Origin of the sequence: Cyclobacterium xiamenense, assembly GCF_900109255.1 — a bacterium.
GTDB lineage: Bacteria > Bacteroidota > Bacteroidia > Cytophagales > Cyclobacteriaceae > Cyclobacterium > Cyclobacterium xiamenense.
In genome coordinates this window covers 67,291-84,000 of sequence record NZ_FNZH01000009.1, presented here as the reverse complement: position 1 = coordinate 84,000, position 16,710 = coordinate 67,291, and the positions used below count along the sequence as shown (strand labels likewise).

The window sequence follows — 16,710 nt, the reverse complement described above, 5'->3', positions numbered from 1 at the left end:
TTTTTATGAAAAACAGCTCGAAATCAGGTGTTTAGATCTTACCGAAATGCCATCGTACTGGAAACATACGGGACATTTTGGGTATAAAACGTACCTTTCCCTTTACACCGTGTACGGATACTTTCAATTGCTAGTCAAAAAACCTGGTATTACGGCAGCCTAAAGTGCGTCGCTGCCCTTCTTGAGGTAAAAATAGGAAATGGCGGCAGCTCCGGTATCTGCCAGGGGGAAGGAGTACCAAATCCCCTCCAATCCGAAAAATATCGGCAATACAATCACCAGGGGAACAAGAAAGATACCTTGCTTGCTCAACGCCAGCAATAAGGCAGACTTTGGCTTTCCAATGGCTTGAAAATACGCACTACCAATCAGACTAAACGCCAGCAAGGGGGTCGCTAAAAATGCTTTTCGCATCGCGGGTATCGTTTCTAGAATCAGGGTTTCGTCCGAAGTAAATATCTGGACCAGGGAGCCCGTAAAGCTCATGATCAGCACAAAAATAAGCAGAGCGATCAGACTGGAAGCACGAAGTGCCAGACGAATGGCTTTGTGAACACGTTCGTTCAGCTTTGCTCCATAGTTGTATCCCGCGATGGGCACAAATCCCTGCGTGATCCCCAATACAGGGAAATTGGCGAACATCATGACCCGGTTGATAACCCCATAAACCGACAGTCCCATCTCACCTCCATAGTTGAAAAGTTCGTTGTTTAGTACAATCGCTAAAACACTCACCATTCCCTGCCTTGCCAGCGTTACTGCCCCTAGTGCTGCAATCTCTTTGGCCAGACCAAGATCCGGTGTAAACCAGGAAGCCTTCACCTTCATGATGGATTTTCCAAACAAAAAGAACCACAAGGTATAGGCGGCGCTGGCGATGTAAGAGATGGTCGTAGCCCAGGCAGCTCCCTCTAAGCCCATATCCAGCCACACGATGAATATCGGATCCAAGATTATGTTAAAAACCGCCGGAACAATTAAGGTATACATGGCCACCTTCGGGTACCCTTCAGCGCGAATCACGTTATTGCTCATCATGGCCCAGGCAAGGAAGGGAATACCAATCAGAATGATGTTGAAATACGATTTGGCAGGCTCAAGTACCTCGCCTTTCCCTCCAAAAAGCTGTAAAATCTCATCTGCAAATAGAAATCCCAGCCCAACAAATAGAATCGCCAGGGTTAGGGTCATGCCAATTTGGTTTCCAAAGGTAGAGAATGCCCTCGCTTCGTTTCCATCGCCAAAAGCCCTGGAAATGACAGAGGCTCCCCCTACCCCGATGGACATGCCAATACTAGAAATCAAAAAGGTAATCGGCAGGACCACAGTAATGGTGGCGATGCCGATGGAACCCACAAAACGTCCGACAAAAATCGTGTCAACTATCCCGTAAATAGACAAAACCAAAATGCCGACAGCGGCCGGGACCGCTTGTTGCAGCAGTAATTTACCAATGGGCGAATGACCAAAAGTATGGTTGTTTTTTTCCATAAGATGAGAATTTCACAAAAAAGGAAATCCCTGAAATGATTTATCCGGGCAAATTACCGATTTTATCTCAATGGATGAACCTCAATTACAGGAACACCTAAAAAGTTTTGGTAAATTGAATTTTCACTTTCAGCTGCAGATCCCTGATCACCTTGAATATTTCCTTGATGGTGACGGCCTGAACTTTAGTCAAACTACTGATCTTAATGTAATTCACCGGGTCTTTTCGCTCGCGGATAACGGCTATTGCTTGTTTTTCCAAACGAAGGCCCATTAAGTAATAGTAGCCCTGGTAAAGCTCTTCGGCCTCCTTTGCAGAAAAGACGCCTTTTTTCGTCAGAATTTTCAGGCGTTTACCCGTATTGGTTTCAAAAACCCGGTTGGCTAAGGCGTACAAACGGATGGCATCGACCATGGGTGTCATGGCTTTTTTTATATCAAATACCTGCTCCTTTTCTACCTTGAACGTGCGAATGTTACGCAGCCAGGTCAACTGTGGATCGTATTGCAAGGTATTTTGAGCCATATTGAAGAAAAACCGCTCCAAGGGGTGCTGCAGCTGCTCGTCCATAAAATTCTTTAACCCCTGAAGCAGTGAAAAATCACCGTAAATAGGCCTGCAATCAAAAAACGTTCCGTAGGTCATTACGGTTTCCATCGAGGACTCCTGAAACCAACCGGCATAATTGGCTTTCCAATGAGAAAGAGAATGAGTCCACTTGGGATTGCTGGCCATAAACCCTCCCTTGCAGTAGTTAAATCCAATCTCGTCCAATCGGTCGGAAACAGCCCGGGACATGTCCAAAAAATAGGAGCGCACCAATTCCCGTTGCTCGTTTGCTTTGTCTTCGTAAATGATCGCATTGTCCTGATCTGTTTTCAACGTTTGTTCCTTCCTCCCCTCACTTCCCAGCACAAAAAATACAAATTTCGCCGGCGGAGACCCTTTTTCCTTGATTACCTGCTCAATAACCCGCAACGCAATGGAATCGGCAATGGTCGAAATAATCTGATTGATGATCTCGGCCCGGACGCCGCGCTGAATCAGTTGGTCTACAATTCCCGGTACCTGCTTCCACTTATCGTGGAGCTCTTCCTTGCCCACCGCGAGTTTTACAGATTGGATAAAAACAAAGGGAGACTGGGATTGGATCGTCAGTATTTTATTCCGGCTCGTGACACCTACGTAGGCACCCTGCTCCGTCACGAGCAGGTACCTGCTCTTGGTCCGAAACATCAACAACAGGGCCTCGTACACAAATGCTTCCCGCTCGATCGAAACCAGCGTTGGGTCCATGATCTGATACACCGGGGTTTCCGATGACAAACCGGCTGCCAGAACGTTGTCGCGTAGCGTAATATCGGTAATCACCCCCTGAATATCCCCGCTCCCCGTACCTACAAAAAGACAGCTGGATTTTTCATCCCGCATCAGGCTAGCCGCTTTCGATACCGGTGTATCGGGCAGGCAAAATAGAATTTCCTTCAAAGGAATATCACCGACAGTCCTGACATAAAAGTCATCAATAGGGCTTAATGGCTCCTGCGTCATATCCACTTTTTTTGTAAAGATCCGTAATCCCTTTGAGTAATTAAAAAGTAATTGCCAATTACTATTTGTAATTAAAAAAAACCGCCTTACATTTGCACAAGCTTTTGAAAAAAGCACTCCCAGACAGGCTGAAAAGCCTGTTTCTGTTTACAGACAACGGTTCCATCGCTACCGCTGAGTAAGCCTCACCCCATTTTGAATGGGGCGTTTTGGAAGAAGCATTACCGGCTGGATGTGACCAAAAAAAGGTCCTGTAGCGCAACCGGATAGCGCATCCTCTGGGTCGGCAAGGGTTCAGGTCCAGGAGTAGACAGTAAGTAAACAGCAAAAAAGGTCCTGTAGCTCAACCGGATAGAGCAACTGCCTTCTAAGCAGTAGGTTTCAGGTTCGAGTCCTGACAGGATCACAGCCAGTTAGGAGTACCTGAAACGTAAAAAGACGTTGTGTACACTAATGCAAAGCAATTGATTCCGTAGCTCAGCTGGTAGAGCATAACACTTTTAATGTTAGGGTCCTGGGTTCGAACCCCAGCGGGATCACACCCATATAAAAATCCTGTGAGAATTCGCAGGATTTTTTATTTCCCCACCTCGTCTCGTCACTGCGAGAAGTGCATGGGGCACCCCGGCTGGGCTGAAATTAGCAGGGGACTCATATCCAGAAAAATTCCGGTGGTAGGATTCAGGGGTGCCTTTTTCGCTTACTGGAATCCGGAAAATAAAAAAGCAGCTACCAACAAATCGGTAGCTGCTTTTTTTAATTGCTTCGTGTCAGGATTTCAAAAATTGGCGTAAGACGTAATGCAAAATGCCGCCGTTTTTGTAATACTCAATTTCGACGGCCGAATCCAGTCTGGCAATGACATCAAAATTGATCAAACTTCCGTCGTCTTTGATTGCGGTCGCTTTTAGCACTTTTAAAGGACTCAGCCCGTCCTTTATCCCTTCGATAGAAATTTGTTCCTTTCCGGTCAGTCCCAGGCTTTCAGCGGTTTGCCCCTCCGCAAACTGCATGGGTAAGACCCCCATTCCGACAAGATTGGACCGGTGTATTCGCTCGTAACTTTCGGCAATGACCCCTTTGATCCCCAGAAGTGAGGTACCCTTGGCTGCCCAATCTCTGGAAGAACCGCTACCGTATTCTTTGCCCGCAAGTACCAAAAGGGGCACCTGTTCGCTTCGGTAGCGCTCAGATGCATCAAAAACTGTCATTTCCTCACCAGAAGGCATGTGAACCGTATAGCCTCCCTCCTTTGAGGTTAGCTGATTCTTGATCCGTACATTGGCAAAAGTTCCCCGAACCATGACCTCATCGTTCCCTCTTCTGGAACCATACGAATTAAACATACTTTGGTCCACACCTTTTGCGATGAGGTACTTGCCGGCGGGCGATGAAGGTGAAAACGATCCTGCTGGAGAAATATGGTCGGTGGTGATGGAGTCTCCCAATTTTAGTAGAACCCTTCCGTCGACAATGTCAGCTGCCGCAGCTATCTCCTCAGCGATACCGTTAAAGAAGGGTGCCTCTTTGATGTAGGTAGAAGAATCCGACCATTGGTACACCTTGTCTTCGGGCGCTTTGAGGCTGCGCCACTGTTCGTTTCCTTCAAAGATTTCCCCGTAATTTTTCTTGTAATCGTTTGGAGAAAGCACCCTATTGGCTACTTCGAATATTTCTTCGTTGGACGGCCAGATGTCTTTTAGGTAAACGGGTTCCAGATTGGGATCGTACCCAAGGGGTTCGTTATTGAGGTCCACATCCACCCTGCCGGCCAATGCGTACGCCACCACCAACATGGGCGACATGAGGTAGTTCATTTTTACCTGCGGGTGTACTCGTGCTTCAAAATTTCTGTTTCCGGAAAGGACCGAAGCGACGACCAGATCATTTTCCTCAACTGCTTTGGCGATATGGACCGGTAAGGGTCCCGAATTGCCGATACAACTGGTACAGCCGTAGCCAACCACGTGGAAGCGCAGGGCTTCCAAATCATCGAGTAATTCGGAATGCCTCAGGTAATCGGTCACTACCTTGGAGCCAGGAGCGAGAGAGGTTTTGACCCATGGTTTTACGTCCAAGCCCCGTTCTCTTGCTTTTCGCGCCACAAGTCCCGCGCCGATCATCACACTGGGGTTTGAGGTATTGGTACAGGAAGTGATGGCAGCAATTACCACCGAACCGTCATGAAGCGCAAATTCTTCGTTATTCAATTGCACCATAACGGTTTTTAAACCGTTTTTAACCTTTGTTTCAATCTCTACCTCCTTCTCTCCACTCGGATCGGGTGTTTCCACTGGCTGATTGCCTCCCCCTTCTGTGTACCATCTTCCAACATCTCGTTTGTTGATAGGAATGTAATCCCTGCCATGTACCTCCTTTAGCAACGCGCCAAATTTGTCCTTAAATTCGCGCATGAGGATCTTATCTTGCGGACGCTTCGGCCCAGAGACGGTGGGTTCGACGGTACCCAGATCCAACTCAACCACGGTGGAATAGTTGATGTCGTCTTCATTAGCCCGCCACAGCATGTTGGCTTTTGCATAGGTTTCCACGAGTTCGATTTGCTCCCGTGAACGGTTCGTACGGGACATGTAGTCCAATGTGCGGTCATCGATGGGAAAATAGGTCACCGTACACCCAAATTCCGGAGACATATTGGCGATCGTGGCCCTGTCCGGAACGGATAACCCATCCAACCCGGGTCCAAATACCTCCACAAACTTTCCCACGACACGCTGTCGGCGGAGTAATTCCGTAATGGTTAGCACCATATCGGTGGCAGTAGTACCCAGGGGAAGGGCACCTGTAAGTCGCAGACCCACTACTTCCGGCATGATGAAATAAATGGGCTGGCCCAATAGGGCGGCTTCCGCTTCAATCCCGCCTACTCCCCATCCGACTACACCTATCCCGTTGACCATGGGGGTGTGGGAATCGGTACCTACCAGCGTGTCTGGGAAAACGTTTCCGTCCCTGGCGATGACCCCCTGGGCCAGGTATTCGAGATTGACCTGATGGCAAATACCCATTCCGGGCGGAACCACGGAAAAATTATGAAACGATTTTTGCGCCCACTTTAGAAATTCGTACCGCTCACCGTTGCGTTCGTATTCTACATCTACGTTTCTCTTGTACGAATAATTGGTACCGAAAAAATCCACTTGTACGGAATGATCCACCACCAAATCTACCGGAATCAAAGGGTTGATTTTTTCCGGATCTTTTCCCTTTCGAACGGCTTCCGCCCGAAGTGAGGCAATGTCCACCACCGCGGGCACGCCGGTAAAATCCTGCATCAATACCCTGGCTGGCTTGTAGGGAATGTCTTTATCCGAAGCCTGCGGCTTCCAATTCAGCAGGGTTTCTATGTTTTCTTGGGTAATAGCAAAATCATCAAAATTCCTAAGCGCATTTTCGAGAAGAATGCGAATGGAGAAAGGTAGTTTGTTAATCGGGTATCCCTTTTGCTGTAAGGCTTCCAGACTCCAGTAAGTCAGGTCACCTTTGGGAGATGGTAATTTCTTCTTTATTTGATATGGATCATTAGCCATGCGTTGTATTGGTTAAATGATAAAAAAGAGTTTACGTAATCTGGAACCGCTTTCGGTTTCCAATACCACTAATATAGGTTATTTTTGGCGAATTTCGAAGCAAATCTGCGCCTGTAAGCCGGGAACATCCCCCCACTATTCGGCTTTGTCTTTTGCCTTTTCCATCTTTCGGAAAGATCCCCGAAACAGCCAGTTGTAGCGCAATGCCTCGAGGGTCTCGTTTAAGCGCACCGTTCCGGTATCGAGATTGACCATGGTGTTTTTGAGGTAGGCGGCAAATTGTTCGTCATTCAGCAACATCCCCAGGGCATTGTCTGAATCCTGAAGGTTTTCGCTCACCGATTTAAAGTTTTCCGAGACATCGCTTACCTGCCTGCCGGTCGCTTCCAAATCGAGAACGGTGGACTTTAAGCTGGCAAAAACGGTTGTATCGGTCAATAATTCATCGATGAGTCCGCCTTTTTGATTGAGCTGCCTGGAAAAATCAGCCAACTCGGCCGTCATCCGGGTGCTATTCGCAGCCGTACGCTCGAGATTGACCATGATCTGCTTGAAGTTTTGCACAAGCAGGCTATCGGTAAGCACTGCACCCACAATTCCTTCCCCGCTAGCTATCTTATGAGTCAACACCTTCAAATCCTCTGTAATGGAAACCAGGTTATTGTTATTTACCTGAAGGGTCTCCATCATCTTGTCGGTATCCAGGGGCATCTCGGCATCCAACCGGTCTCCTTCTTCGATGGAGGGGCCTTGCCCCGTCCCGCCGTAGATGACGATTATTTTATTACCGATCAAGCCATCCGAACTGATGGTTGCTTTGGAGTTTTTCTTTATGTACTCTTTGGACGAGGATTCGATGTTCATTTCGATCTCTACCTGAGATTCTCCGTAAAAGTTAATTTTCTTGACGGTCCCGATTTTTACACCAGAAAACCACACATTATTTCCTGGCTGCAATCCTCCCACATCATCGAAAACCGAAAATACCCGAATGCTACTCACGAATGCTTTCTGTTGCGCACCCAATGTAAGTATCCCGGTCACCAAAATTATTATTCCAATCAGCACAAATATGCCGACGGTAACCGATTTTTTGTTATCGTTTCTCATTGCTTGATGAAATTATAGTCATAAAATGATTTTACTCTGTCGTCTTCGGCATACTCAAATACCTCTTCGAACTTTCCAGTCGCACCAAAAACCCCATCCAACAGTACCGCCATGCGGTCTCCGGTCACCTTCGCACAGGTAAGGTCATGGGTAATGATGATGGATGTTGTTTTGTACATTTCGTTTACCTGATTGATTAAATTGTTTATGTCCATGCAGGTAATGGGATCCAACCCTGCCGTAGGCTCGTCGTACAACATGATCTCGGGTTTCAAGATAAGTGTCCTGGCGATTCCTATTCGCTTCCGCTGTCCGCCGGAAAGCTCGGAAGGCATTTGATTAATCGTTTGCAGCAAACCCACACTGTCGAGCACCTCCTCCACCTTTTTATCTTTTTCTTCCTTACTCAGGTTCTTTACGTTTCGAACCAGCGGAAATTCCAGGTTTTCCCGCACGGTCATGCTATCGTACAAGGCACTCGCCTGAAACGAAAAGCCTATCTTCAGGCGAAGTTCGTTGAGCTTTCTGGAGTTCAGGTCTTTTACTTCCTTCCCCAGTACCTTGACCGAACCTTCGTCCTGCGTCAGCAGGCCGACCATGATTTTGATCAAAACCGATTTGCCGCTGCCCGACTTACCGAGAACTACCAGGTTTTCTCCTCGATATAGATCCAAATCGACCCCCTTAAGAACGTGAAGGTCTCCGAATGATTTGATCAGGTTTCGAACTTGTACTACTGATTCTCTCATGGTCAAAGTTGTCTAAAGAAATTGGTTACCTGCAAGGAGAGCAACTCCTCAATGAAAATCAAAAACATGGCCATCACCACCGCGGAATTGGCCGCCTTGCCCACTCCTTCGGTTCCCTTGGTAGAATTGTATCCCTTGTAACAGCCCACGATCCCGATGGTAAAGCCAAAAAACAGGGACTTTACCATCGATGAAGTAACGTCCAGAAAGGAAATCGCATCAAACACCTGTACAAAAAACGTGCTTAGACTTACCAACTCGTTGAAATGAACATTTACGAATGCTCCCAATAACGCTACAAAATCCGTGTACAATACCAAAACAGGAATCATAAAGGTACTGGCAAGGACGCGGGTTACGACCAGGAATTTAAAGGGGTTGGTTGCCGAAACCTCCATGGCATCAATTTGCTCGGTTACTTTCATCGAACCGATTTCGGCACCAATGCTGGAGCCGACCTTACCCGCGGCTATAAGGGCCGTAACCAGCGGGCCCATGGCCCGAACCACCGCGATGGATATCAGGGCCGGCAGCCAGGACGTGGCTCCAAACTCCGAAAGCGATGGTCTGGATTGATTCGTGAATACAACCCCTACGATAAATCCAGTTAACGAAATCAGGGGTAGGGAGTTGTAGCCAATTTGGTAACATTGCCGAATTACCTCTTTAAACTCGTAGGGCGGAAACCAAACTTCCTTAAAAAACCTTTTGACAAAATCGTAGGCACGTTCCAAACCGATAAAAAACCGATCGATCCGTTTGCTGATTACTTTGTCTTTTTTTGTGGGCTCTCCCGACATATCATGGTGATTTTAGTTGGAACTATAATTCGAATACAAAAATCAAGCTATACTTCTAATTGGCCAAAAATTCGGCGATATTTTCATCTTTTAGGGGTTTTACTAAAAAGCCAGTCACTTGTTTATAGCCCTTACTTTTTTCCAGATCATCCGGGTCCAGGGAGGAAGTAAGCATTTTCACTTCCCGCTTGATGCCTTTTTGCTCCATCAGATTCAAGAAATACCAGCCGTCCATTTCCGGCATGTTGATATCGAGTAATACCACGTCTGCCGCATTTTTCTCCAGCCAATCCAGCGCCTCGTAGGGGTTTTCAAAAAAAACCAACTTCAGCTTTTCGTTGACCTTTAATAAAATCCGCTTATTGATCATGTGCTGCACTTTGTCGTCGTCAACAAATACGATCGTTTGCTCTTTTTGCTCCACCTCTTTTGTTTTTAGGTCCTTATCCATCAATAATTCATTCATGTGGTGAATCTCGGTGTCCAAACGGACCGCCGCATCCTTCAACATCGCCAGGGCATCGCCAGAAATACCCTGCTCCTCTACCTGTAGTAAGCCCAGTATATTGGTCAAATGCGAACGGATGGTATGAGAATTGATAAAGGAGAATTCTTTTAATTGTTGATTCTGTTGTTGTAAAGAATCCGACAATTTTCGAATCTTATCCAACGAACGGTGGACTTCCGAGTGGTCCACTGCCATTACCAATACCATGCGCTTCGGCACACTTGTAAATGGAATACTGAAAAGATCGACATACCGGGGTTCGTAAAACTTATCAATCATCACGACATTTCGAAAGGTGTGGTACTCTCCATCGACTACCTTTGCCCCTATTTTGGACGTGAAAAATAGGGACTGAAAACTTTGGAAAGGGTCCGGACGGCTGGCAAGTGCATAAATTGAATCTGCCATTTCATTGGAAAGTTCCACCTTTCGGTTCGCTAATGAAAATACCCACACACAATTTGGTAATTTATTGAAAATCTGGTGGGAAATCCCTCCTGCCAGATCGTTTTTTTTTACTTGTGAGGTTAGGAAAATCCAGGAAAATACCACTAGCAAGCCTCCCGAAAAAAGACCATAAAACTGCACGAACTGCCAGCTGTCTTCCTGAGAGGAAATCCATTGAAAATCTCGGATCAGAAAAGGAGATGCAAGTAACGCCAGTCCACCTGTCAACCCAACTAGCCAAACCGAATGAATTGTTGGTTTCATCTTCTATGTCAAAGAGCTAAAGGTAAACATTTTCGCCCAATATCGAAAGTACCTGCCTATCTGGAACATATTTCTGAAAACGGGCAATAGGTACATTTTGTCAGGTCCCCGGTCTGATCAAAGGGCTGACCGGGATCAAAAATCTCCGCGAGCAATTCCGTGAGTCCGGCAATAAATTCCTCCCGGTAATCCGCATAATTGGTGACTTCTCTTTTTTGGCTACGTGGTACTTTTTCCAGCAAATACGGAGAAAAATCCTCCTTAAAAATTTCCCGCAGGTTAAACAGTGCCGGCTTCAGCGGCAACTCATTCTCCGGATGCCTGGATTCGTAAAGCAATCCATAAAACAAGGTTTGCATCACCGCTTTGTTTCGGGAGGTGTCCTCCCTGTCAAAAAGGCTTGAAATACCGGAAAACTCCTTTTTATCGGCCCCAGACTTGTAGTCGATCAGGCGGATGGTTGACCCTACGCGGTCCACCCGGTCAATGATTCCTCCCAAATTGACCCAAACGCTACCCGAAGGGGTGTCGACCAGCAATTTTGCCTGGTATTTTTTATTCCCTTCCAGCGAAATAATGGTAAAAGGGGCCGTAATGCGGTCCTGTTCCAGAACTCCCGCGAGGTATTTTTGCAGCACATCCCGAGCAATGGTCAATTGACCGTTCAGTTTCATAGCCGCCCCTTCTTCCACAAAATACTGCGATCGGATGGCTTTCTCCACAGCAGGCCCGATGTATTTTGTTAACGAGTCGATATCGGATGCTTCCACCCGGCTTCGGTCTTTCCTGCCGATAAACCCGGTATACAGGTTTTCCAGCGACTGATGAACCAGGTTTCCAAAAACTGCAGGATCTACCGCTTCCTGTACCTCCTCTGGTTCATCCAGCCCAGCAATGTAGGTAAGGTAAAACTTAAGCCTACAATCCAGGTATCGATTGAGCGCCGAAGGGGAAAAGGCCGTTCCTACCTTATCGCTTTCGCTGCGATCGGTGTACCGTTCCAGAACCTTCAAAATGTGGGGATCTTTCTCAATGGTGATGGGGCTTGCTTTTGTTAAACTGACCGGTACGTGCACCAGGCGGTCCTTTTTTTGTACACCCGCTTGATCCATTTCGATCTGCAGTTGCTGAATGTACCGGCTTTTTTCGCCCACCTGTCCCTGGGCAGCTGCGGTGGAATAAATCAGATGTACCTCCTCCGCCCGGTGTAGCAGCCGGTAAAACGTGTAGGCATAGATCGCATCGTTTTGTTCCTGCACCGGCATCTGAAACGCGCGCCTTAGATTATACGGGATTAGGGTATCCATGGACCTGGAAGGCGGAAAACTCCCCTCATTCATCGAACAAATGATAACCCGCTTAAAGTCAAGGTTCCGCGTTTCCAGCACGCCCATCACTTGAAGACCTTCCAGGGGTTCGCCCTCAAACGGCAGCCGGGTTTCCGCAAATACCTGGCGGAAAAGTTTGATAAAAAAACCAACACTTACCTCCTCTTTGACCTCGTTTTCAAATAGCTCCCGGAGTCGATTCATCTGTTTATAGCACTGAAACAGATAGGTGCGCTCCATGCTGTTTTCGTCCATAGAAACAGCCAATTCACGAATCCAGTCCATGACCACCTCCAGGATCGTATCCGGGCGAAGCTGCTGAAAAATGTGCGCAAAGATACCTCCTCCCTTTCGGAGTGCTTCGGCCGGGTAATAAATGGAATTTGTCCGTACCAGTTCTTCGAGCAGGTGTTTGGTAAAATCAGGCGCCACCCCCCGGAGGTAAACGTTATTGAGGAGTTCTTTTACCGGCTTGTGATAAAAGACCAACACGCCCTCCTCCATTTTGGCGTACCGCTGAAGCTCCAGCGCCGCTTCCAGGAAGGTATACACCGGCGTTTGCTTGACCGGATAGCCCATTGTAACATTTACGCGATTTATTTGATCTGGAAGCACGTTCAATAGCGGGAATAATAGCTGCTCCTCCGGCAAGATCACCACCGTTTCTTCCCAACGCTCTTCCCCCTCAAGCGTCTCCAATAGCCCGGCCACCAGGTTGGCTTGGTTAATCTTCAGCGGAACGGTGTAGGTCTGGATGCTAGCATTTTGTTGTTGAATGTGCCGGGGAATGGGATTGGGAAACGTGGGACCAAAAACCGGATCTTTTAGGTATTGCCGAAAAAAAAGACCCACCTCCTGTTCAGGTTGGTCCAGGTAGTACGCGTCTACGTCCCAAAAAATCTCGGCCCCAAAATACTTCACTGCATGCTTAATGAGTGTTTCTTCCGCCGCTGTAAATGCATTGAATCCTACAAATACCAGCTGCTCGGCAGGTTTCTGAATACTTTCCAGACCCGACGCCACCTCCCGGTAGATTTTTCCGCTATAAGCCAGGCCCTGACGTTCGATCGAAGCGTTAAATCGGGTATACAAGGGATGGAGCATGTCCCAGAATCGTAAAAATTTCTCCTGATGATGCCGGTCCCTACCCTCAAATGAGGCCCAAAATTCCTGTATCAATTTCACTTGCTCGGGACTCAGAAAACTCCAGTCACTCTCGAGTATTTTTTGTTCCTTCAGGTTGGTAAATAGTTTTTGTGGATCAACTAAAAACTGGTCCAGGTCATTGAAATCCTTTAGGATCATTTCTCCCCAAAAATAGAACCGGTCAAAACTCTCCTCCCGCTGGGTCAAGCTGCGAAACTGCTGGTACAATTCGTAAATCAAGGTCAACTTGTCCGCCGGCTTTTTTCCTGCCCACTGGTAAAACAAGGATTCAATGGTGATTATTTCCGGCATCCATACGGGTGTATCGACCAATTGGCTAAGGTACCGGGTAAAGAACAGGCCTGCTCTGCGGTTTGGTAAAATTACTTGTACCCCTTTCAAATCGCCTTTGCTGTCTAACAAACGGGCGGCTGTCTCTTTTAAAAAACTATTCATCTATGTTAATTTGATTATGGAGCCGGACTCTAAGTAACAGATATATCCAATGACCGTATTGCCGGGTTCAAGTCTCCGGATTAAGTCCATGTACCCCTGCACCTGATCCCTGTAGCGGTCTACTTCCTTTCCCGTTTTGAAATCCACAACTTCCACAAGGTCCTTCTTAAATACCAAGCGATCGGGCCGTTTGCTGCCACCACCTGGAAGCAAAATTCCCTGCTCCGTCAAAATTTGGTAATTTTCATCAAACCAACCATTAAATTCGGGAACTTGACAGAGGTGGTTGAACTGTGCCTGTAACGTCTCCCGTTCGGCTGCATCCACCGATCCATCAAAATACAACGCATCCAATTCCAGGAAAAAATCCGGTTTGGTTTTCGATTTTTCGATCAATGCATGCACCAGCTGACCAAAATTACGCCGGCTGAAAACCCCCGACTCATCAAAACTACCCACAACCTGCCGGACCTGCAGGCTGTCTTCCCAGGGACGGTAGTTCCAGGCCATCTTCTCCTGCGGTGGTGCTACCAAACCGGATGTACCTCCTGCATCGGGCCATTTACCCAGTTCAAAGGTCATTTTTTCGTCGTCGAAATAATCTGGAAAATCCACTGCCTCTCCTCCTCCCCGAAGGGCCATCGCCTGCAATAGCAAGTCCGCTACCGTTGTGAGATTGCTGGATGGCTGGTTTTTCTGGGGAGCCAGTCCCCATATCACCTCCTCTGCCCGCGTAAATGCCACGTAAAGCATGTTTAGGTTATCCAAATGACTCAACAAGGATTCCAGTCGGTACACTCCTGCAAATTCAGAATTGAGTAAACCCTTCCGAATGGTCAATGGCATGACTACCGGCGGCATCCCCTGCTCCCACAGATACTGCGTCCACACAATGGAGTCCTTTACCGTATCGAAAAGCTTCCAGTCCAAAAAAGGCAACACGACGACTTTAAACTGGAGGCCTTTTGATTTGTGGATGGTGAGAATCCGGATGGCATTGTGTGTATCCGGCAACTTTACCGTGCGTTTGTGTCCATGAAGCGCCCACCATTCTAAAAAATTACCCAAATCGGCCCTGTTTTTGGCGACAAAATCATAAACGGATTCTTTTAAACCCGACAAGTAGGCCCGTTCTTCCAGCGCTTCGTTAAAACCCAGCAAGTCAATCAATGCCTCCAGCAAATCCAATAAGGGAAGCCGTTTAAATCCCTCCATTTTCGCATAAAACGCTGTTTCATGACCGGCAAATGGTGCAGGCAAGGCACCCGTTAGGAAGAAGTCCGGAGACAATGCCTGCTGTTTGGCACGCGCCCATTGCACCCAAAGGTTGGTTTTGGCCAGGTCCTCGCTTGGATCACTGACAAGTTTTAAAGCCGCCAGCAAACACCTAACCACAGCGGATTTATTCAAAAACAAGGCCTCATCCGAAATGACATCGTATTTTTTATCCGGATGTTGGTGGCCATGAGCCATCAAGATATCCGCGATTTGCGCTGCCTGCCCGTTTTTTCGCACCAGTAAGGCAATGTCTTTCAACTGGTACCCCTTCGCCAATAACTCGTCGATCATTCCCGGTAGGGCTTCCAGGGCGGTGTCCGCAAAATTCCGATCGTTTTCCGGCACTAAAAATTCGAGCTTCACTTTTCCAGACTTACCCTTGGCTAGTTGCCGGGGCGACACCTTTTGGTGAATTTCCGCGTAGGCCTTGGCGATCAAAATACCCATGTCCTCTCCGAGGTCTTCCGACAACGCTGCCTCGAGCAGTCCGGAAAGCCCCGAAAACAGGCTGTTGTTAAATGCAACCACCTGCGGCAAACTACGAAAATTGGTGTCCAATTGGTTAATTTCCAATCCAAAATGCCCGGTATCGCGTTCCACCTGCTCCATCAGCAGACGCATCTCCCCTCCCCGCCAGCGGTAGATCGACTGCTTTACGTCTCCTACGATGAGGTTGGTATTTCCCATGGAAAGGGAATTGAGAAGCAGCGGCCGGAAGCTTTCCCATTGAAATCCGGAGGTGTCCTGAAACTCATCCAGTAAAAAATGCCGAAAACGGTTCCCTACTTTCTCGTAAATAAACGGGGCATCGTTTTCTGCCGTGATAGAACGGAGAAAATCGCTTGCTTCTGATATTAGTAGAATATTTTCCTCCTCCTTTAAAGCATTCAGCTCTTCCAATAAATAGCCAAACAGACCGAAGACGTAGAGGTTTTTACTCATAGCATCCAGGGTATTCCATTTACCTCTCAGGGGCTCAAATCGGGCAAAAATTGCCGCAAGCCCCTCCCGGTTTGCCGCGATAATCGCGGCTTTCTTCGTACTGGTCTTCGTATACCAGGTATCGGGGTCGGGAATATTATCTTTTTGGGAGTCGGAGAGCTCCGGTACCGGATTGGAGGGAATGCCCAGTTTTTCTAGCTGATGGGCAAACGACCGCTGCCCCCCCCTAAAATCCGTCCATTCCAAACCGTGACGTTCGCGTATTCGCTGTGCTTCGGCTTTCAATTCCACTGCCTCCGATACGACCAATCGTTTTTGGCGATGCAGGTATTCGCCAAACTTTTTCAGGTTTTCGGGGCCCTCCAGAAACGTTTTGATCTCCGGCTGTGCACGCTTAAAATCTTCCTGAAAAATCTTCTTTCCAAGGTCAAAGATTGCCTTTTTTGTATCCCAGGTTTTCCCTTCCTGTATTTTGTGAAGGGAAAATGCCACCAACCAGCGGTGCAAATCCGGCTCGTCTACCACGCGTGTCATGAGTCGGTCCACGATTCTTTCCATGACGCGGTCCAGGTCCAACTCCACGTCGTATTTTGCCTGCAAATCGATCTCGCGGGCGAAAGCCCGAATTACTTGCTGAAAAAAACTGTCAATGGTGCTTACTGAGAAAGCAGCGTAATCGTGCAGGATTGCCGTCAGCGTTGCAGCAGCCCGGGCGGACAATTCAGCCGGTGCCAATGCCCATTTTGCCATGAGGTCCTGATCCATTTGCTGGGTTTCGTCCACCTTCCCCCGTAGCCGAAGCAGTTCTTCCAGGATCCGTTCTTTCATTTCCTGCGTGGCTTTGTTGGTAAAGGTCACCGCAAGTATTTGCCGGAATGCCAGGGGATTTGCGAGTGCCAACTTGAGGTAAGCTGTCGTCAGCGTGTAGGTCTTTCCAGAACCTGCCGATGATTTGTAGAGCTGAAAGGGAGTAGGAATTGCCATAAAAAAGCCGGAAGTAGTTGCACCAACAGGCCACACGCAGGGGCAGCCAGACCAAGCGTTGAAGTTAAAAAGAAAAACAACCGGTGGCAGCTTATTTTAGGATA

At 47.7% G+C, this 16,710-nt stretch carries 9 protein-coding genes and 2 tRNA genes; 2 read left to right on the top strand and 9 right to left on the bottom strand.

Features of this window, described 5'->3' with window-relative positions:
• Positions 1-159: 159 nt before the first annotated feature.
• Both BMW71_RS20145 and BMW71_RS20140 read right to left on the bottom strand, forming a co-directional pair.
• Complete coding sequence (locus BMW71_RS20145; RefSeq protein ID WP_092178075.1) at positions 160-1,491, bottom strand: MATE family efflux transporter; 1,332 nt, start codon at positions 1,489-1,491, stop codon at positions 160-162.
• Between the two features lie 97 nt (positions 1,492-1,588).
• A complete protein-coding gene (locus tag BMW71_RS20140; RefSeq protein WP_092178208.1) occupies positions 1,589-3,043 on the bottom strand; it encodes a DUF294 nucleotidyltransferase-like domain-containing protein in 1,455 nt (484 codons plus the stop codon).
• Positions 3,044-3,375: 332 nt separating this feature from the next.
• On the opposite strand from BMW71_RS20140, the gene BMW71_RS20135 reads away from it, so the two are divergent.
• Together BMW71_RS20135 and BMW71_RS20130 are read left to right on the top strand one after the other, a co-directional pair.
• Positions 3,376-3,449, top strand: a tRNA-Arg gene (locus BMW71_RS20135).
• A 60-nt stretch (positions 3,450-3,509) separates the two neighbouring features.
• A tRNA-Lys gene (locus BMW71_RS20130) sits at positions 3,510-3,582 on the top strand.
• A 231-nt stretch (positions 3,583-3,813) separates the two neighbouring features.
• Here the strand turns inward: BMW71_RS20130 and acnA are convergent.
• The 7 genes from acnA to BMW71_RS20090 all read right to left on the bottom strand — a co-directional run bounded on the left by acnA (position 3,814) and on the right by BMW71_RS20090 (position 16,606).
• Positions 3,814-6,594, bottom strand: a complete 2,781-nt coding sequence (gene acnA / locus BMW71_RS20120) for an aconitate hydratase AcnA (RefSeq protein WP_092178071.1) — start codon at positions 6,592-6,594, stop codon at positions 3,814-3,816.
• 135 nt (positions 6,595-6,729) lie between these two features.
• Positions 6,730-7,704, bottom strand: coding sequence for an MlaD family protein (locus tag BMW71_RS20115; protein WP_092178069.1), 975 nt, complete (start codon positions 7,702-7,704; stop codon positions 6,730-6,732).
• Entirely contained in the window at positions 7,701-8,453 is a 753-nt protein-coding gene (locus tag BMW71_RS20110; protein WP_092178067.1) for an ABC transporter ATP-binding protein, read from the bottom strand. Before BMW71_RS20110 ends, BMW71_RS20115 begins: the two co-directional genes overlap by 4 nt.
• A 2-nt stretch (positions 8,454-8,455) precedes the next feature.
• A complete protein-coding gene (locus tag BMW71_RS20105; RefSeq protein ID WP_092178065.1) occupies positions 8,456-9,253 on the bottom strand; it encodes an MlaE family ABC transporter permease in 798 nt (265 codons plus the stop codon).
• Positions 9,254-9,308: 55 nt separating this feature from the next.
• Entirely contained in the window at positions 9,309-10,472 is a 1,164-nt protein-coding gene (locus BMW71_RS23970; protein ID WP_244891241.1) for a response regulator, read from the bottom strand.
• A gap of 56 nt (positions 10,473-10,528) precedes the next feature.
• Positions 10,529-13,402: a PD-(D/E)XK nuclease family protein gene (locus tag BMW71_RS20095; protein WP_092178063.1), complete on the bottom strand. Its 2,874-nt coding sequence runs from the start codon at positions 13,400-13,402 to the stop codon at positions 10,529-10,531.
• Positions 13,403-16,606 carry a UvrD-helicase domain-containing protein gene (locus tag BMW71_RS20090; RefSeq protein WP_092178061.1) on the bottom strand — a complete coding sequence of 1,068 codons (3,204 nt, stop codon included), beginning with the start codon at positions 16,604-16,606 and terminating at the stop codon, positions 13,403-13,405.
• Positions 16,607-16,710 lie beyond the last annotated feature (104 nt).

Bases quoted from the DNA above. Each gene is read 5' to 3' on its own strand.
- BMW71_RS20145 (WP_092178075.1), bottom strand. From the start codon at position 1,491: ATGGAAAAAAACAACCATACTTTTGGTCATTCGCCCATTGGTAAATTA.
- BMW71_RS20140 (WP_092178208.1), bottom strand. From the start codon at position 3,043: ATGACGCAGGAGCCATTAAGCCCTATTGATGACTTTTATGTCAGGACT.
- acnA (WP_092178071.1), bottom strand. From the start codon at position 6,594: ATGGCTAATGATCCATATCAAATAAAGAAGAAATTACCATCTCCCAAA.
- BMW71_RS20115 (WP_092178069.1), bottom strand. From the start codon at position 7,704: ATGAGAAACGATAACAAAAAATCGGTTACCGTCGGCATATTTGTGCTG.
- BMW71_RS20110 (WP_092178067.1), bottom strand. From the start codon at position 8,453: ATGAGAGAATCAGTAGTACAAGTTCGAAACCTGATCAAATCATTCGGA.
- BMW71_RS20105 (WP_092178065.1), bottom strand. From the start codon at position 9,253: ATGTCGGGAGAGCCCACAAAAAAAGACAAAGTAATCAGCAAACGGATC.
- BMW71_RS23970 (WP_244891241.1), bottom strand. From the start codon at position 10,472: ATGAAACCAACAATTCATTCGGTTTGGCTAGTTGGGTTGACAGGTGGA.
- BMW71_RS20095 (WP_092178063.1), bottom strand. From the start codon at position 13,402: ATGAATAGTTTTTTAAAAGAGACAGCCGCCCGTTTGTTAGACAGCAAA.
- BMW71_RS20090 (WP_092178061.1), bottom strand. From the start codon at position 16,606: ATGGCAATTCCTACTCCCTTTCAGCTCTACAAATCATCGGCAGGTTCT.